General features: G+C 61.5%; 16 protein-coding genes. 3 read left to right on the top strand and 13 right to left on the bottom strand.

Going from position 1 to position 16,065, the window contains the following annotated elements:
* Positions 1 to 10: 10 nt before the first annotated feature.
* The 5 genes from VQ575_RS21205 to ppc form a co-directional block, all read right to left on the bottom strand.
* Positions 11 to 871, bottom strand: coding sequence for a DUF72 domain-containing protein (locus tag VQ575_RS21205; protein ID WP_039592017.1), 861 nt, complete (start codon positions 869 to 871; stop codon positions 11 to 13).
* Positions 871 to 1,179 carry a hypothetical protein gene (locus VQ575_RS21210; protein ID WP_039592018.1) on the bottom strand — a complete coding sequence of 103 codons (309 nt, stop codon included), beginning with the start codon at positions 1,177 to 1,179 and terminating at the stop codon, positions 871 to 873. The genes VQ575_RS21205 and VQ575_RS21210 overlap by 1 nt, the downstream gene beginning before the upstream one ends.
* A 339-nt stretch (positions 1,180 to 1,518) precedes the next feature.
* Positions 1,519 to 2,196, bottom strand: coding sequence for a tRNA (adenosine(37)-N6)-threonylcarbamoyltransferase complex dimerization subunit type 1 TsaB (tsaB, locus tag VQ575_RS21215; RefSeq protein ID WP_039592019.1), 678 nt, complete (start codon positions 2,194 to 2,196; stop codon positions 1,519 to 1,521).
* A 93-nt stretch (positions 2,197 to 2,289) separates the two neighbouring features.
* Entirely contained in the window at positions 2,290 to 2,940 is a 651-nt protein-coding gene (gene adk / locus VQ575_RS21220; protein WP_045155164.1) for an adenylate kinase, read from the bottom strand.
* Between the two features lie 289 nt (positions 2,941 to 3,229).
* Positions 3,230 to 5,860, bottom strand: coding sequence for a phosphoenolpyruvate carboxylase (gene ppc / locus VQ575_RS21225; protein WP_039592021.1), 2,631 nt, complete (start codon positions 5,858 to 5,860; stop codon positions 3,230 to 3,232).
* 178 nt (positions 5,861 to 6,038) lie between these two features.
* Between ppc and VQ575_RS21230 the strand changes: the two genes are divergently transcribed.
* The 3 genes from VQ575_RS21230 (at position 6,039) to VQ575_RS21240 (ending at position 7,925) form a co-directional block, all read left to right on the top strand.
* Positions 6,039 to 6,383: a hypothetical protein gene (locus VQ575_RS21230; protein ID WP_039592022.1), complete on the top strand. Its 345-nt coding sequence runs from the start codon at positions 6,039 to 6,041 to the stop codon at positions 6,381 to 6,383.
* 287 nt (positions 6,384 to 6,670) lie between these two features.
* Positions 6,671 to 7,084, top strand: coding sequence for a DUF4398 domain-containing protein (locus VQ575_RS21235; RefSeq protein ID WP_014336761.1), 414 nt, complete (start codon positions 6,671 to 6,673; stop codon positions 7,082 to 7,084).
* 49 nt (positions 7,085 to 7,133) lie between these two features.
* Positions 7,134 to 7,925: an OmpA family protein gene (locus VQ575_RS21240; RefSeq protein ID WP_039592023.1), complete on the top strand. Its 792-nt coding sequence runs from the start codon at positions 7,134 to 7,136 to the stop codon at positions 7,923 to 7,925.
* A 128-nt stretch (positions 7,926 to 8,053) separates the two neighbouring features.
* Here the strand turns inward: VQ575_RS21240 and VQ575_RS21245 are convergent, their stop codons facing one another.
* The 8 genes from VQ575_RS21245 to VQ575_RS21280 all read right to left on the bottom strand — a co-directional run bounded on the left by VQ575_RS21245 (position 8,054) and on the right by VQ575_RS21280 (position 16,030).
* Entirely contained in the window at positions 8,054 to 8,383 is a 330-nt protein-coding gene (locus VQ575_RS21245; RefSeq protein WP_325918366.1) for a hypothetical protein, read from the bottom strand.
* Complete coding sequence (locus VQ575_RS21250; RefSeq protein ID WP_039592025.1) at positions 8,380 to 9,285, bottom strand: alpha/beta hydrolase; 906 nt, start codon at positions 9,283 to 9,285, stop codon at positions 8,380 to 8,382. Before VQ575_RS21250 ends, VQ575_RS21245 begins: the two co-directional genes overlap by 4 nt.
* Positions 9,286 to 9,371: 86 nt before the next feature.
* Entirely contained in the window at positions 9,372 to 10,649 is a 1,278-nt protein-coding gene (locus VQ575_RS21255) for a flavohemoglobin expression-modulating QEGLA motif protein (protein ID WP_039592026.1), read from the bottom strand.
* A 37-nt stretch (positions 10,650 to 10,686) separates the two neighbouring features.
* Positions 10,687 to 11,241 (bottom strand): hypothetical protein, encoded by a 555-nt coding sequence (locus VQ575_RS21260; protein WP_039592027.1) that lies wholly within the window; start codon positions 11,239 to 11,241, stop codon positions 10,687 to 10,689.
* A gap of 84 nt (positions 11,242 to 11,325) precedes the next feature.
* Entirely contained in the window at positions 11,326 to 12,042 is a 717-nt protein-coding gene (locus tag VQ575_RS21265) for a TetR/AcrR family transcriptional regulator (protein ID WP_039592028.1), read from the bottom strand.
* Between the two features lie 101 nt (positions 12,043 to 12,143).
* Entirely contained in the window at positions 12,144 to 13,646 is a 1,503-nt protein-coding gene (gene lysS, locus VQ575_RS21270; RefSeq protein WP_045155160.1) for a lysine--tRNA ligase, read from the bottom strand.
* A 107-nt stretch (positions 13,647 to 13,753) separates the two neighbouring features.
* Positions 13,754 to 14,849, bottom strand: a protein-coding gene (gene prfB / locus VQ575_RS21275) for a peptide chain release factor 2 (protein ID WP_095963568.1) whose coding sequence is annotated in 2 segments (ribosomal slippage) — positions 13,754 to 14,776 and positions 14,778 to 14,849 — 1,095 coding nt in all. Because the reading frame shifts where the segments join, the coding sequence is not laid out codon by codon here.
* Positions 14,850 to 15,028: 179 nt separating this feature from the next.
* Positions 15,029 to 16,030: a diguanylate cyclase domain-containing protein gene (locus VQ575_RS21280; RefSeq protein WP_039592031.1), complete on the bottom strand. Its 1,002-nt coding sequence runs from the start codon at positions 16,028 to 16,030 to the stop codon at positions 15,029 to 15,031.
* Positions 16,031 to 16,065 lie beyond the last annotated feature (35 nt).

The raw sequence follows: 16,065 nt of genomic DNA on the forward strand, positions 1-16,065 counted from the left end.
CGGGTTTGCCTCAGAGCAAACCCAGTTGCTCGGCGGCGGGTTCTCTATATAGCTCAGGCAGCGCCGGCAAGCCAGGCAAACGGTTCATCAAGCGGCTGTGAAAATGCATCGCGAGTTTTGCCGCCAGGAGGTTGTCGGCGGTGTGCAGGAACATATAGGGCGTGCGCCCTTCTTCGATCCACTCGGCGACCTTTTCCACCCAAGGCGTCAGGAACGGCTCGTTGGCTTCCACCACTGGATGACCGACGAAGCGCACCTGGGGGCATTGAGTGAAGGCCGCTGGTCGCGTAGGCACCCGCGGCTTCTTGTATTGAGCATGGATCACCGAAGGCTCGGTCGAGGCGCAACTGAACAAGCCCCGTGGATCGAGGCAGATGCGCTCCACGCCGCGATCAAGCAGCAGGCGATTGAGCTGGCGCTCGGCATCGCCCTTGGCGAAGAACTCATCGTGACGAACCTCGACCGCCAGCGGACGCGGGAAGGCGTCGATGAAGGCCGCCAATTCCTGCAACCGATTGGGCGTGAAGGCCTTGGACAACTGCAGCCAGAACGGCGCGACCCGTTCGCCCAGCGGGCTGAGCAATTGAACGAAGGTTTCGGTGGCGGTCAGGTGTTCCCGCAAGTCACCGCCATGGCTGATGTCACCGGGGATCTTGGCGGTGAAGCGAAAGTCCTCGGGCATGATTTCTGCCCAGCGCTGGACGGTGGACTCAGACGGGCTCGCATAGAAGGTCGTGTTGCCTTCCACGGCGTTGAATACTTGGCTATAGAGATTCAGGAAGTCGGAGCTTTTGGCATCCTGGGGATAAAGATAATCGCGCCAGGCATTTTCGCTCCAGGATGGGCAGCCGAGGTAGTAAGGCAACCGCATCAGATATAGAGGTCGAGTCCCAGCACTTCCATATCCCAATCGACGAAGCCGGCAGTGCTCAAGTAACTGGCAAGGGCCGTGGCGACGCTGCGGCTCATGGCGCGGTGATACAGCATGTCCTGCTGCCGGGCGGGAAGATTGCTCAGGCGTTGCGCCGAGGCTTTGGCAGCGCGGGCGGCCAGTTGCTCTTCGGACGGAAATTCCAGGTCGCCATCGAGGTCATCGAAGTTTTCGGGCTCAACGGCTTTACCCGTACGAGGCCGACGCTTGATGGGGTAGGACTGAGATGAAACGCCGTCTATACGCATGACAGAATGCTCGGTATCAATGATGGCAATTTAGCGGCACATTCGTAGCCGCGCAAATGCGCAAGTGATAACTAGAACACATAAAGCCAAAAAGGTTTAAAAACGGACTAAAAAAGTGACGACTGGCAAGGTCGGGGGTGACTTTCGGGTGGGAAGTGACTTTTTGGTTTGGGTTTCCGGGATCAGGTATTACGGTGTGGCGAGGGGATTTATCCCCGCTCGAGTCCGCGGCACTCGCCAGATCCGCATCTGACGCAACAATGTCGGGGGCACTACGCGTCCAGCGGGGATGAATCCCCTCGCCACAATTGTGCTCGGCTTGGGATGGGGTGATGCCGGTTAGCGCTCGGATTTGGGCGTTGCGACCTTGTCCCGCAGGTAAACCGGCTGCGCCTCATCGGCCGGGATGGCCTCGCCGCGTTCCCAGGCGAAGCGTGCGAGCGCCAGCAAGTCTTCGGCATGAGGCAACATGGAGGCGTCCTCGCCGGCAACGCGGGCACCGATCCGCTCACCATAACCCCAGCCCGTACCGGCGCCGAACCACTCGCCACTCGCCTCAACCGGCAACGCCGCCGATTCGGGCGGCAATACCGCTTCAGCACCGACCAGGCGCATCTCGCCGTCGGTTTCGCGATAGCAGCCCCAGTAAACCTCGTCCATGCGTGCATCGATCGCGGCCGCCACCTGATGCGCACCGTGTTCGCGCAAGGCACGCTGGGCCAGCACCGCCAGGTTCGACACCGGCAATACCGGGCGTTCCAGGGCAAAGGCCAACCCTTGCACGACACCGATGGCAATACGCACGCCGGTGAACGCGCCAGGCCCGCGACCGAAGGCGATTGCATCCACTGCCTGCAAGGTGATGCCAGCATCGGCAAGCAGTTGCTGGATCATCGGCAGTAATTTTTGCGCATGCAAACGCGGGATCACCTCGTAATGGCTCGTGACCTTGCCGTCATGCAGCAAGGCAACGGAGCAAGCTTCGGTCGCGGTGTCCAGGGCCAGCAAGGTGCTCATCGATGTGTCCGTAAATCAGGTGGGGAAAAGTGCGCCAGTATAAACAACTACGGCCCGCAAGCGGGCCGTAGTTGTTGCAACGGATCAGGCTTTTCAGCTCAGCGCTTCAAGCACCTTGCCGGTAATCGCATCGACCGAGCCAACGCCCGGGATGTGGCTGTACTTCGGCTTGCCGCCGGTTTTCTCGGACAGCTTCTGGTAAAAGTCCACCAGCGGCTTGGTCTGGGAATGGTAGACCGACAGGCGATGACGCACGGTTTCTTCGGTATCGTCCTTGCGCTGCACCAGCTCTTCGCCAGTCAGGTCGTCCTTGCCGGCAACTTTTGGCGGGTTGTAGACAGTGTGATAAACACGGCCCGACGCTTCATGGACGCGACGGCCGGCAATGCGCTGGACAATTTCTTCGTCATCGACGGCGATCTCGACAACATGATCGAGCTCGACACCGGCGCTCACCAAGGCTTCCGCCTGGGGAATGGTGCGCGGGAAACCGTCGAACAGGAAACCGTTGGCGCAGTCAGCTTGAGCGATACGATCCTTGACCAGGGCGATGATCAGGTCATCCGACACCAGGCCGCCGGCATCCATGATGCTCTTGGCTTGAACGCCCAATGGGGTGCCAGCCTTGACCGCGGCACGCAGCATGTCGCCGGTGGAGATTTGCGGGATACCGAATTTCTCGGTGATGAACTTTGCCTGAGTACCTTTACCGGCCCCGGGAGCTCCCAGCAGAATGACGCGCATCGATGTGCTCCTCAATTTTTTTATGTAAACGCTCGGATTCGCCTCGTGGGGCCAATCTCGGAAAACTGGATCGTGACCGCCCAAACGGCCAAAGGCTGATCAAGATACACAGCAGGCCCGACCCACACAAGCCGCCGAAAGTCGGAGGAACCCGCGTCGGACGCGACCTTCGTACGAGGTGGCGAGAGTCGCAACCGGGCAACAAACTGTCGCCTGGTCGACCTGCCCTTCCCCGCAAATGGCTACGCCCGGACGAGCCGGGCGAGCGGTTTCAGGCAGCGACCCGACGTCAGCCGGTGTTGCGCAAACCGGCGGCGATCCCGGCTACAGACACCAGCAACGCCTGTTCCACGGGGCTGCCCTGGGCAACATCCTGCTGCCGCGAACGTGCCAGCAGTTCGGCCTGCAACAGGTGCAGCGGGTCCAGGTAAGTGTTGCGCAGGCGAATGAATTCCAAGGTATCTGGGCTATGTGCCAGTAGTTGCGACTGGCCAGTCAACCCCAGGACCACCGAGCAAGCCTGCGACAATAGGTCGCGTAAATGCTCACCCAACGGCAGCAACGCAGGTTCAACCAGACGCTCATCGTAGGACAACGCGATGTCGGCGTCGGCCTTGGCCAGCACCATCTCCAGCATATCGATGCGGGTGCGGAAGAATGGCCATTGCTCGCGCATCTGCCCCAGCAACTCACCCTCGCCGCGCTCCAGCGCCTTGCCCAGGGCGGTTTCCCAACCCAGCCAGGCAGGCAGCATCAGGCGAGTCTGGGTCCAGCCGAAGATCCATGGAATCGCCCGCAAGCTCTCGATTCCCCCGGCACGGCGCTTGGCCGGCCGACTGCCCAGGGGCAGCCGGCCCAACTCCTGCTCCGGCGTGGACTGGCGGAAATACTCGACGAATTGGGGATTTTCCCGAACCACGGCGCGGTAGGCACGGACACCGTCGGCAGCGAGTTCGTCCATCAGGTGCCGCCATTCTGGCGTAGGCGGCGGCGGTGGCAACAGGGTCGCCTCCAGCACCGCAGCGAGGTAAAGATTGAGGTTCTGTTCGGCGATGTCCGGCAGACCAAATTTGAAACGAATCATTTCGCCTTGTTCAGTGGTGCGGAACCGTCCCGCTACCGAACCCGGCGGCTGCGACAAGATCGCCGCGTGGGCCGGGCCGCCGCCACGGCCCACCGTGCCACCGCGACCATGGAACAGCAGCAGTTCGACTTGCTGCTCGCGGCAGATGTCCACCAGTCGTTCCTGGGCCCGATATTGCGCCCAGGCCGCCGCCGTGGTCCCCGCGTCCTTGGCCGAGTCGGAATACCCGATCATCACTTCCTGAGGCCCTTGCAGGCGCGAGCGATAGCCCGGCAGCGACAACAGGCGCTCCATCACCGGCCCGGCGTTGTCCAGGTCGGCAAGGGTTTCGAACAGCGGCACCACCCGCATCGGCCGCAGCACGCCAGCCTCCTTGAGCAGCAGCTGCACCGCCAGCACATCGGAAGCCGCGCCGGCCATGGAAATCACGTAGGAGCCCAGGGACGCCGCCGGTGCCGCTGCAACTTCCCGGCACGTCGCCAGGACTTCGGCGGTATCGGCCGACGGCTTGAAATGTGGCGGCAACAAGGGACGGCGGTTATTCAGCTCATCCAGCAGGAAACCGATGCGCTGCTCTTCGTTCCAGTCTTCGTAGCGGCCCAGCCCGAGGTAATCGGTGATTTCGGTCATTGCCATGGTGTGGCGCGTCGAATCCTGGCGCACATCTAGACGCACGAGGAACAGACCGAACGTCACCGCGCGGCGCAGGCAATCGAGCAGCGGCCCGTCGGCAATCACACCCATGCCGCATTCGTGCAAGGACTGGTAGCACAGCTCCAATGGATCAAGCAGTTCACGGTTGTTCTGCAACACCTCGGCAGAAGCCGGCGTGCTGGCTTTCAGGGAGGCCTGGGCCCAGTTGCGGGTGGCCCGCAGGCGCTCACGCAATTGCTTGAGCACCGCGCGATAGGGTTCGGCGCTGTCGCCGGCCTGGGCGCGCAAGGCCGCGCTGGCGTTCTGCATGGACAGGTCGGCGGCCAGGTGATCGACGTCGCGAAGATAGAGGTCCGCCGCCATCCAACGGGCCAGCAACAGCACCTCACGGGTGACCGCGGCAGTGACGTTCGGATTGCCGTCGCGGTCGCCGCCCATCCACGAGGCAAAGCGGATCGGCGCGGCCTCCAGCGGCAGGCGCAGCCCGGTGGCGGCATGCAGGGCCTGGTCGGCCTTGCGCAGGTAATTGGGGATGGCGTGCCACAGCGAATGCTCGATCACCGCAAAGCCCCACTTGGCCTCGTCCACGGGCGTTGGCCGGGTGCGGCGAATTTCTTCGGTGTGCCAGGCTTCGGCGATCAATCTCTGCAAGCGCTGGTGGATCTGAGAACGCTCGGCACTGGTGAGGTCGCGGTGATCCTGGGCCGCCAACTGCGCGGCGATGGCATCGTATTTCTGGATCAGTGTGCGCCGGGCCACTTCGGTGGGGTGGGCCGTGAGGACCAATTCGATATCCAGCCGCCCCAATTGGCGGGCCAGCGATTCGGCGCTGTGGCCTTCGGCGCGCAAGCGTGCCAGCAGCTCGGGCAGCACCCTTGCTTCGAAGGGCGCGGGCTTGGATTCTTCGCGCCGATGAATCAACTGGTATTGCTCGGCGATGTTGGCCAGGTTCAAGAACTGGTTGAACGCCCGCGCCACCGGCAGCAGTTCCTCCTCGCTCAACTGATTGAGGCTGGCGCTCAGTTCGGCGTCCATGGAACCACGTCGGTCCGCCTTGGCGCCCTTGCGGATCTGTTCGATCTTGTCGAGAAAGGTGTCCCCGTACTGGTCGCGAATGGTGTTGCCCAGCAGTTCGCCGAGCAGGTGGACGTCCTCGCGCAAGCGGGCATCGATATCGGTCATCAGCAGTTCTCCAGCAAAAAGGTCCGGACAGCTTTGTAGAAGAGAGTGCCGATGCCAGTCGTTAATGACAAGCGACGAAGGGACTTTAAACCTTGTCGGACAAAGCTAGTCTCATGGATAAGCCACACGACGGCTTGTCACTATCGCGCCTGCCAAAAGCAGGACTATTGAGGTCATCATGAAAATCCGTGAGCTTGCCCAGCATTGGGAAGAAAACGCCAAGGGACGCCTGACCCAGACCGGCTACACGATTCATCTCGACGTCGAGGCCGCGGCGCGCCTGGCGGCCATCTGCGACATGTACCCCAAGCGCCAGCCCGAAGAACTGCTCGGGGAGCTGATCGGCGCGGCGTTGGAAGAACTGGAAGCCAGCTTCCCCTACGTCAAGGGATCGCAAGTCGTGTCGACCGATGAAGAAGGTGATCCGCTGTACGAAGACGTGGGTCCGACCCCGCGATTCCTCGCATTGTCGCGCCGGCATTTGCGCGAACTTTCCTCCCACGGCGACAAATCCAAACACTGATCGCCGTCCTTTCCCGGGTGCAAACTTCCAGCGCGTAGGCTGTTCCAGCCGCGCTGGAATACCGCTGCGCGCCTTGAAAGTTCAGCTTTCCTGCACCTGACCAAGCAGTCAGTATTTCTTTTGGCTAATGGCCACCCTCGCCTGAACTTTTGAAAAAAGCCTCGGGTCACACCGAGTAACCATACTGGAACGGCCGTTTAAATAAACGCGCCCTGGCGCCAGCGCCAAAACAGACGTCACGGCTTCGGTCCCAGTATGGAATGGTGTTTTTTTTCAGGAGTTTTCCAATGGAGTTGAAGCCTATGAATACCTGCACTGCCAAACCCTCATCCACCGGCCTGCGCGGCCTGAAGTTGGCTGCCCTGGCGATCGGTAGCAGCTTCATCCTGGCCGGTTGTGCCGGCAATCCACCTTCGGAGCAATACGCGGTCACGCAATCGGCGGTCAACAGCGCGGTCAGCGCCGGCGGCACCGAGTTTGCCGCGGTGGAAATGAAATCGGCCCAGGACAAACTCAAGCAAGCCGAAATCGCCATGCACGACGAGAATTATGAAGAGGCCAAGCGTCTGGCCGAACAGGCTGAATGGGATGCCCGCGTCGCCGAGCGCAAGGCCCAGGCCGCCAAGGCCGAACAGGCCCTCAAGGACTCCCAGAAAGGGGTTCAGGAACTGCGTCAGGAAGGCATGAACAAGGTCCAGTGACCCGGTTCCAGCCACGACGTACTTCTCATCGATAAAAGGACGACAGACTATGACGCACAAACATTTCATGATGCCCGCCCTGCTTGCCGCCTGCGTAGCCCTGGCCGCTTGCTCCCATGATCCGAACGCCAACCTGGAACAGGCCCGCACCAACTACAACGGTTTGCAGGCCGATCCAGCCGCCACCAAGGTCGCGGCCCTGGAAACCAAGGACGCCGCCGATTTCCTGGCCAAGGCCGACAAGGCCTACCTGGATAACGAGGACGAAGCCAAGGTTGACCAACTGGCTTACCTGACCAACCAGCGCGTTGAAGTGGCCAAGCAGACCATTGCCCTGCGCAACGCCGAAGCCGAGCTGAAAAACGCCGGTGACGAACGCGCCCGTGCCCTGCTCGAAGCGCGCAACGCTCAGATCAAGCAGTTGCAGGACAGCCTCAACGCCAAGCAGACCGAGCGCGGTACGCTGGTGACTTTCGGCGACGTGCTGTTTGCCACCAACAAGTCCGACCTGCGTGCCAGTGGCATGACCAACGTGAGCAAGCTTGCGCAGTTCCTCCAGGAAAACCCTGACCGCAAGGTGATCATCGAAGGCTATACCGACAGCACCGGTTCGGATTCCTACAATCAGTCGCTGTCCGAGCGCCGCGCCAGCTCCGTGCGCACCGCCCTGGTGAAAATGGGCGTCGATCCGGCCCGCATCGTGACCCAGGGTTACGGCAAGGAATTCCCGGTCGCCGACAACACCAGCGTCTCGGGCCGCGCCATGAACCGTCGGGTGGAAGTCACCATCTCCAACGACAACCAGCCCGTCGCCCCGCGCTCGACCATGAGCGCCAATTGATCGGCTGAGTGCAATGCAAAAGCCCCGCCTGGCTTCAATCAGGCGGGGCTTTTTCGTGGCCGAATATATCTGGCTATACCCATTCCTTGTGGGGCGAGGCTGCTCGCGCCCCCGATGGAATGGATTGATTATGGCTGAAGCTTCTGCGGTGTCTCCTCCCCCATGCACCGCACTGCACGCTTCTTCTCGTTGATCAGCACGCCGGTCAGGCCTTTCTGCTCGGTGTCGAACAGCACCAGCACGCCATCGATGCATTGCGCGACCTGCGGCGCCGGTTCCAGGGCGACTTTGTAGTCCTCGCCCGGCACGGTCTTGAGCATGGTGAATTCGTTGAGCAGCAACGCATCCTCGGGCTTGGCGAAATGCAGGTAGCCGTAGTACCAGAGCACCGCGACAGTGCCGAGGATACTGCAGATACCAGTGATGATCAGGGGGATGGCGTTACGTTCTTCGCTCATTGCGGGTTCTCTGAAGATTCAGCGGATGATTGTGGATAATTCGGCACCTCGCCCAGGCGGCGAAGGCCGTCGAAGTGCAGGGGGTCGTCGAGGTAGCGCAGCATCACGGTTCGCCAGGTCGGGTCGGCGAAGGTCTGCACGTGCCCGCCGCGGGTCAGTTGCAACACGCGGGGCGGCGGCGCAGCTTGATACAAGCGGATGCCATTGGAAAGGGGCACGATCGGGTCGTCGAGGCTGTGGTAGATCAGTTTCGGCACGCCAGTCAATTGTGCGATCGAGCCGATGGCGCTGTCGCCGTCCGGCACCAGCCACGACAGCGGTACCTGGAACGCCCAGGTCAGCCATGACGTGCCCAAGGCAAAACGCCCTACATCGCGATAACTGGCGGGCACGCCGTCGAGCACCAGTGCCTTGAGCTGCCGTTGGCGCTGCGGGTGATCGACCAGGTAATGCACCGCCAGCGCGCCACCCAGGCTCTGACCGAGCAGCACCAACGGCTTGCCCCGGACTTCGGGCGCCTGGTCGAGCCAGTTGAACGCGGCGTCGATGTCCTGGTAAATCGCCGGCAGGCTCGGCTCGCCTTCGGAAACGCCATAGCCGCGATAATCGACCATCAAGACTTGATAGCCCTGCTCCGGCAACCACCAGCTCCCGCCGAGGTGCCAGGCCAGGTTGCCGCCGTTGCCGTGCAGATGCAGCACCGTGCCTTTGACCTCCACGCCCGGCTTCACCGGCAGCCACCAGCCCCGCAGTTTCAAGCCGTCAGCGGTGGTCAGGGTGACGTCGCGGTATTCGAGCCTGGCACGCTCCGGCGTAAAGGGCAGGCCGCGTTCGGGGTAGAACAGCACGGAGCTGCAGCCGGTCAGGGCCAGCAGCAGGCAGATGATGCCGAGGGTTCGCATCCGATGAAGCCTCGTAGAAAACCAGAGGTTATACACACCCCATTGTGGAGCCAGCTTGCTCGCTCCACAGGGGATGGGTGGCGTCGTCAAAGAATATTCGAATAATCCGCTTCGATCCGATCCAGGCTCAGGTGGTTCAGGAAGTTGGAGAAACACATCCAGGCCGACAACGCGTTCATGTCGCGAAATTGCTCGGGCAGGTATTTGGGTGGCACGACCAGGCCTTCATCCACCAACTGGCGCAATGTGCGCATGTCCTCCAGGGTGGTCTTGCCGCAGAACAACAGCGGCACCTGTTCCAGCTTGCCCTTGCGCACGGCCAGCTGAATGTAGTTGTAAACCATGATGAAGCCCTTGAGATAGGACAAGTCTTTGGTGAATGGCAGCCCGGTGGGCACCGAGCCACGGAAAACCCGGCTGGCGTTGCCGTAGCTTTCGGCCATTTCAAAGCCCTGCTCACGGAAGAAATCGTAGACCTGGAGGAAATCGGCGCCCTCTTCCACCATATGAATCGCCCGGGTTCGGTTGGTGAGCTTGCGCAGGCGACTCGGGTAGGAGGCAAAGGTGATGATTTCCATGAGGATCGCCAGGCCTTCCTGGGTCACCGTCGAGGAGGGCGGGCCCTTGGACAGGAAAGTGCAGATCGGCTGGTTCAGGCCGTTGAGCGTGGTGCCGACGTGCACCAGCCCTTCGTGGACCTCCAGCGCCCGCACGTCGCGCTCGTTGAACATCGCGTCGGTACGGATCTTGATGTAGTCGGCGCCCGCCGCCGCGTCGGCCACGATGCCGTCGGACTCGAACACCCGGATGGTTTCCTCGGCCTCGCCGAACACCCGGTTGAGGCGGTGTTGCAGCAGGCTGACAGCTTCCTTGGCGCTGAGGACCTTGGGCTCGTCCTTGAGGTCCCCGCGGCCATCGATATTGTTCAGGTAATCGGACAGCATCAGGCCCAGGTCGGCCAGGGTCGGGTCGCCGGCGTGGAAGGCGTCGGATGCGGCGCCATACAGCTCTTGGGAGATCAGCCCGAAATCCTCGGTGCCACGCGCTTCGAGCATGCGCACCACCATGCGGTATTCCTTGCACATGCGGCGCATGATCTGGCCAACCGGGTTGAATTGCCCCAGTTGGCGGGTGATGTCGCGCTCGATGTTCTGGAATTCAAGCTTTACCTTGCTGGAGTCGAACGACAGCGGTCGGTTGAGGTAATAATCGCGGTCGACCGCCGGCATTTCCTTGCCCTTGGCCTTGAGAAAACCCTTACGGATGTTCTCATCCCACTTCACCGCGTCGAGAATGCGAATCGGCGTCTGCGCCAGCACAATGCGATCGGACAAGGTGCGTATCGTCTGCTGGTAATCGTCCACCCGGAACTCCTGTGAAAAAACGTCCGCTTGATGCAGTTTATTGGGATTTGGCCAATCGCTGGTAGCGCACGGCCTCCGAGAACACATCGGAATTGGCCGGGTCGTCGAGGTAGCTGAAAACCTTGCGCATGTCGCTGTCCACCAACACGCCGTCGCCCTCTTCGCTCGGGTTCGGCTGGCCACTGAGCAGCTTCTGGCCGATGGCCTGGTTGATCTGTTCCATGTCCAGGTTGTAGACCACCAGTTCCTGCTTGTCGGTCAGTTCGAAACCGGCGATGACGAAATGTCCGCCGAACCGGGCCGGCACCTTCGCCGACAGGTACCAACGGCTGCCGTGCCGGGACACCGTCACAGGGATGGCTTCGCGTTCCTGGGGCTTGGCCCTGAAGTAGCTGACGGCCTGGTAGCGGTGCTTGCCGACTTCCGACAGCTCCAGGTTCAACGGTTCACCCCAGGCATTGGTGCTGGTCCATTGGCCAAGCAGGCCCTTGGGCGCGGCTTCACTTTCAGGCAATGGCGCCTTGAAGGACACCAGGCAACCACTGAGCAGCAGCAACGACACGGCCAGTACAATGGCGGGCCAGGCTTTCATTTGAAACTCCCTATGGCAGGCGCCTTGTCCTTTGGCGAGGGGATCTATCCCCCCGCCAAAGGGACTGTTCTAACCCGAAAAGGGTTACACCGACGCCAGTACCAAGTGCATATAACGGGTCAGGATGCCGAGCATGTCCTCTTCGGCTACCGGCTCGGCGCCATTGAGCAAGCCCTGATATTCCATCCGTCCGATAATCGCCGTCAACACTTTGGCATCCTGTTGCGGCTCGCGCGAGCCCAGGACCTGGAAAAACTGACACGTGCCGTGCAACAGGATTTGCTGGTGGGAGCGTACCAACTCCGCCAGGCGCGGGTTGAGCAGCGCTTCCTGGCGGAAAGCCTGTTCGGCCATCAAGTAGTCGCGACGACTGTGCAATTGATGCTGAACGTAGTCGGCTGTCATCCGCGCAATGTCGTCGGCCAGTTGCGAGCGTGACTCGGCGCTGCCGTCCCCATAGGCGACCATCTCGCGTAGCAGCCCTTCGTTGTTGGTCCACAGCTTGGCCATGAACGCCGCGCTGCGCTCCACGTACTGGGCGAAAGTATCGGTGAGCAGGTCATCGATATCCTTGAAGTAGTAAGTGGTGGCAGACAGCGGCACGCCCGCTTCGGCGGCTACCGCGCGGTGTCGCACGGCCCGCACGCCATCGCGCACGACAATGCGCATGGCCGCGTCGAGAATGTCCTGGCGGCGCTGTTCACTGCCCTGTCGGCTGGCCTTGCGGCCTTGGTACTGAACACTTTCAGCGACAGCAGTGGCGACGCCTGCTGCACCTTCTGGAGCCATTGCACGATTCACGACAGGTCTTTCCTCGCTATTTCAGAAGTAACCAATTGATACGTTTGTACCAGACAGGCAATAAAAAGCCGCCCATCGAGGCGGCTTTTTAATTGAAGCATTTACGCTTGGGGCCGCATGTGCGGGAAAAGGATGACATCGCGGATCGACGGTGAGTTGGTCAACAACATCACCAGGCGATCGATGCCGATGCCTTCGCCGGCTGTGGGCGGCATGCCGTACTCGAGGGCGCGCACGAAATCGGCGTCGTAGTGCATGGCTTCATCGTCGCCTGCGTCCTTGTCGGCCACTTGGGCCATGAAGCGCTCGGCCTGGTCTTCCGCGTCATTGAGCTCGGAATAGGCGTTGGCGATTTCACGACCACCGATGAACAGCTCGAAGCGATCGGTCACGCTTGGGTTTTCGTCGTTGCGACGGGCCAGCGGCGACACTTCGAACGGGTACTGGGTGATGAAGTGCGGCTGCTCCAGCTTGTGCTCGACCAGTTCCTCGAAAATCATCACTTGCAACTTGCCCAGGCCCTCGAAGCCCAGCACCTTGGCGCCGGCCTTCTTGGCGATGGCGCGGGCCTTGTCGATGTCGTTCAGGTCATCGGCAGTCAGTTCAGGGTTGTACTTGAGGATCGAGTCGAACACCGACAGGCGCACGAACGGCTCGCCGAAGTGGAACACCTTGTCGCCGTAGGGCACGTCGGTCGTCCCGAGAACAAGCTGCGCCAGCTCGCGGAAGAGCTCTTCGGTCAGGTCCATGTTGTCTTCGTAGTCGGCATAGGCCTGGTAGAACTCGAGCATGGTGAACTCGGGGTTGTGCCGGGTCGAAACGCCTTCGTTACGGAAGTTGCGGTTGATCTCGAAGACTTTTTCGAAGCCACCCACGACCAAGCGCTTGAGGTACAGCTCCGGCGCGATGCGCAGGAACATTTCCATGTCCAGGGCGTTGTGGTGGGTTTCGAACGGCTTGGCCGCCGCACCGCCAGGGATGGTCTGCAGCATCGGCGTCTCGACTTCCAGGAAGTCACGCTTCATCAGGAAGCTGCGGATGTGGGCAATGACCTGCGAGCGCACGCGGAAGGTCTGGCGCACGTCTTCGTTGACGATCAGGTCGACGTAGCGCTGACGGTAGCGCTGCTCGGTGTCGGTCAGGCCGTGGTGCTTGTCCGGCAGCGGGCGCAGGGACTTTGTCAGCAGGCGCACGTTGGTCATTTCGACGTACAGGTCGCCCTTGCCGGAGCGGGCCAGGGTGCCTTCGGCGGCGATGATGTCGCCCAGGTCCCAGGTCTTGACGGCGGCCAGGGTTTCTTCCGGCAGGGTCTTGCGGTTGACGTAGACCTGGATGCGACCGGTCATGTCCTGGATCACCATGAACGAACCACGATCGAGCATGATGCGACCGGCAACCTTGACCGGAATCGCCGCCTCGGCCAGCTCTTCCTTGGTCTTGTCCGCGTACTTCTTCTGCAAGGCGTCGCAATACGCGTCGCGGCGGAAGTCGTTGGGGAAGGCCTGGCCCTTGGCGCGCTCGGCAGCAAGCTTTTCCTTGCGCAGGGCGATCAGGGAGTTTTCTTCCTGTTGCAGGGCTTGCGGGTCGAGTTCTAGGTCGCTCATGTCTTTAAGGTTTCCATCACAGGTTCGTTGCCCCCGGCCCCGGGCCGGAGTTTGCGGGCAGGCCTCGCTCCCATGGAAGCGTGCCTGCCCACCGCGTGGGTGTCGCGTTACAGCCCTTGCTTGAGGCTGGCGATCAGGTATTCATCGATGTCGCCATCGAGCACTTTGTCGCAGTCGCTGCGTTCGATGCTGGTCCGCAGGTCCTTGATCCGCGAGGCGTCGAGCACGTACGAACGGATCTGGTGCCCCCAGCCGATGTCGGACTTGGTGTCTTCCAGGGCCTGGGAGGCGGCGTTGCGCTTCTGCACTTCCTGCTCGTACAAGCGGGCCCGCAGCATCTTCATCGCGGTGTCTTTGTTGGCGTGCTGGGAGCGTTCGTTCTGGCAACTGACCACGGTGTTGGTCGGTACGTGGGTGATCCGCACGGCCGAGTCGGTGGTGTTAACGTGCTGGCCACCGGCACCGGAGGAGCGGTAGGTGTCGATGCGCAGGTCGGCCGGGTTGATCTCGATTTCGATGTTGTCATCGATTTCCGGCGAGACGAATACCGCCGAGAATGAGGTGTGGCGACGGTTGCCGGAGTCGAACGGGCTCTTGCGCACCAGGCGGTGCACGCCGATCTCGGTCCGCAGCCAGCCAAAGGCGTATTCGCCCTTGATGTGCACGGTGGCGCCCTTGATCCCGGCGACTTCACCGGCCGACAGCTCCATGATGGTGGCGTCGAAACCGCGTTTATCGGCCCAGCGCAGGTACATGCGCAGCAGGATGTTGGCCCAGTCCTGGGCTTCGGTGCCACCGGAGCCGGCCTGGATGTCCAGGTAGGCGTTGTTCATGTCCATCTCGCCGCTGAACATGCGGCGGAATTCCAGCTTGGCGAGATTCTCGTCCAGGCGGGTCAGCTCGGCGACGACATCGCCGACCGCGCCTTCGTCGTTTTCTTCGACGGCCATGTCCAGCAGGTCGCGGCAATCGGCCAGGCCGCTGGACAATTCATCCAGGGTCTCGACGATCTGCGCCAGCGCAGAACGCTCGCGGCCCAGTTCCTGGGCGTACGAAGGGTTGTTCCAGACATTCGGATCTTCAAGCTCGCGATTGACTTCGGTCAGGCGCTCATGCTTTTGATCGTAGTCAAAGATACCCCCGAATAGTTTCGGAGCGCTCGGACAGGTCCTTGATGGTGTTCAGGATCGGGTTGATTTCCATGGCGGGCAGCACTCGTTGGCGAACTTTTGAAAGCCGGCGAGTATAACGTAATCAAGCGCCAGCGGCAGCCCGCCTGGCGGCTTTAGAGGCAATGAAACCCAGTGGCATGATTAAACACTGCCCCGGTGGCGAGGGAGCAAGCTCCCTCGCCACAAAAGCACTCTCGCCAGGCAACGGGTTTATTCAACCCCAACCCGATTACGGCCATTGTGTTTGGCCAGGTACAGCCCTTTGTCCGCCGCCGAGATCAGTTGCCGGCTGTCGCCGCCCTGCTGGGGCGTGAAGGTCGCGATGCCGATGCTGATGGTCAGGTTCTCGCCGCCGTCGGGCGTGGCATGGGGAATTTTCAGGGCAACGACGCTCTGGCGCAGTTTCTCCGCCATCAGCCGGGCGCCGCCAGGCGAGGTGCCGGGCAATACCAGGGCGAACTCCTCGCCGCCATAGCGGGCCGGCAGGTCGGAGGGGCGACTGCACGCCTCGCGGATGGCCGTGGCGACTTTGCGCAGGGCTTCGTCGCCCTCCAGGTGACCGAAATTGTCGTTGTAGGATTTGAAGTAATCCACGTCGATCATCAGCAACGACAACTGGGACTGATCCCGCAGCGCCCTTCTCCACTCCAACTCCAGGTATTCATCGAAGTGCCGCCGGTTGGACAACCCGGTCAGACCATCGGAATTCATCAATCGTTGTAGCACCAGGTTGGTGTCGAGCAGCTGCTGCTGGCTCACCCGCAGGGCACGATAAGCCGCGTCGCGCTGTAACAGCATCATGTAGGAACGTGAGTGATAGCGAATGCGCGCCACCAGTTCGATGTTGTCCGGCAACTTGACCAGATAGTCGTTGGCCCCTGCACCAAACGCCGCGCTCTTGATCAACGGGTCTTCCTTGGTGGACAGGACGATGATCGGGATGTCTCGGGTGGCCGGGTGATTGCGGTATTCGCGTACCAGGCTCAGGCCGTCGAGGCCTGGCATCACCAGGTCCTGGAGGATCACCGTCGGCTTGATGCGCACCGCGTGGGCGATCGCCTGGTGGGGGTCGGAGCAGAAGTGGAAATCGATGTTCTGTTCGTTCGACAGCCCGCGTCGTACCGCCTCGCCGATCATCGCCTGGTCGTCGACGAGCAGGACCATGGCGGCATTCTCATCGCGCTTGAAATCGTCGAGTTGTAAATCATTCATGGGGGCTCACCTGAATACTGCCTGGGGTGCGGGGG

The organism is Pseudomonas frederiksbergensis (assembly GCF_035751725.1).
GTDB lineage: Bacteria > Pseudomonadota > Gammaproteobacteria > Pseudomonadales > Pseudomonadaceae > Aquipseudomonas > Aquipseudomonas frederiksbergensis_A.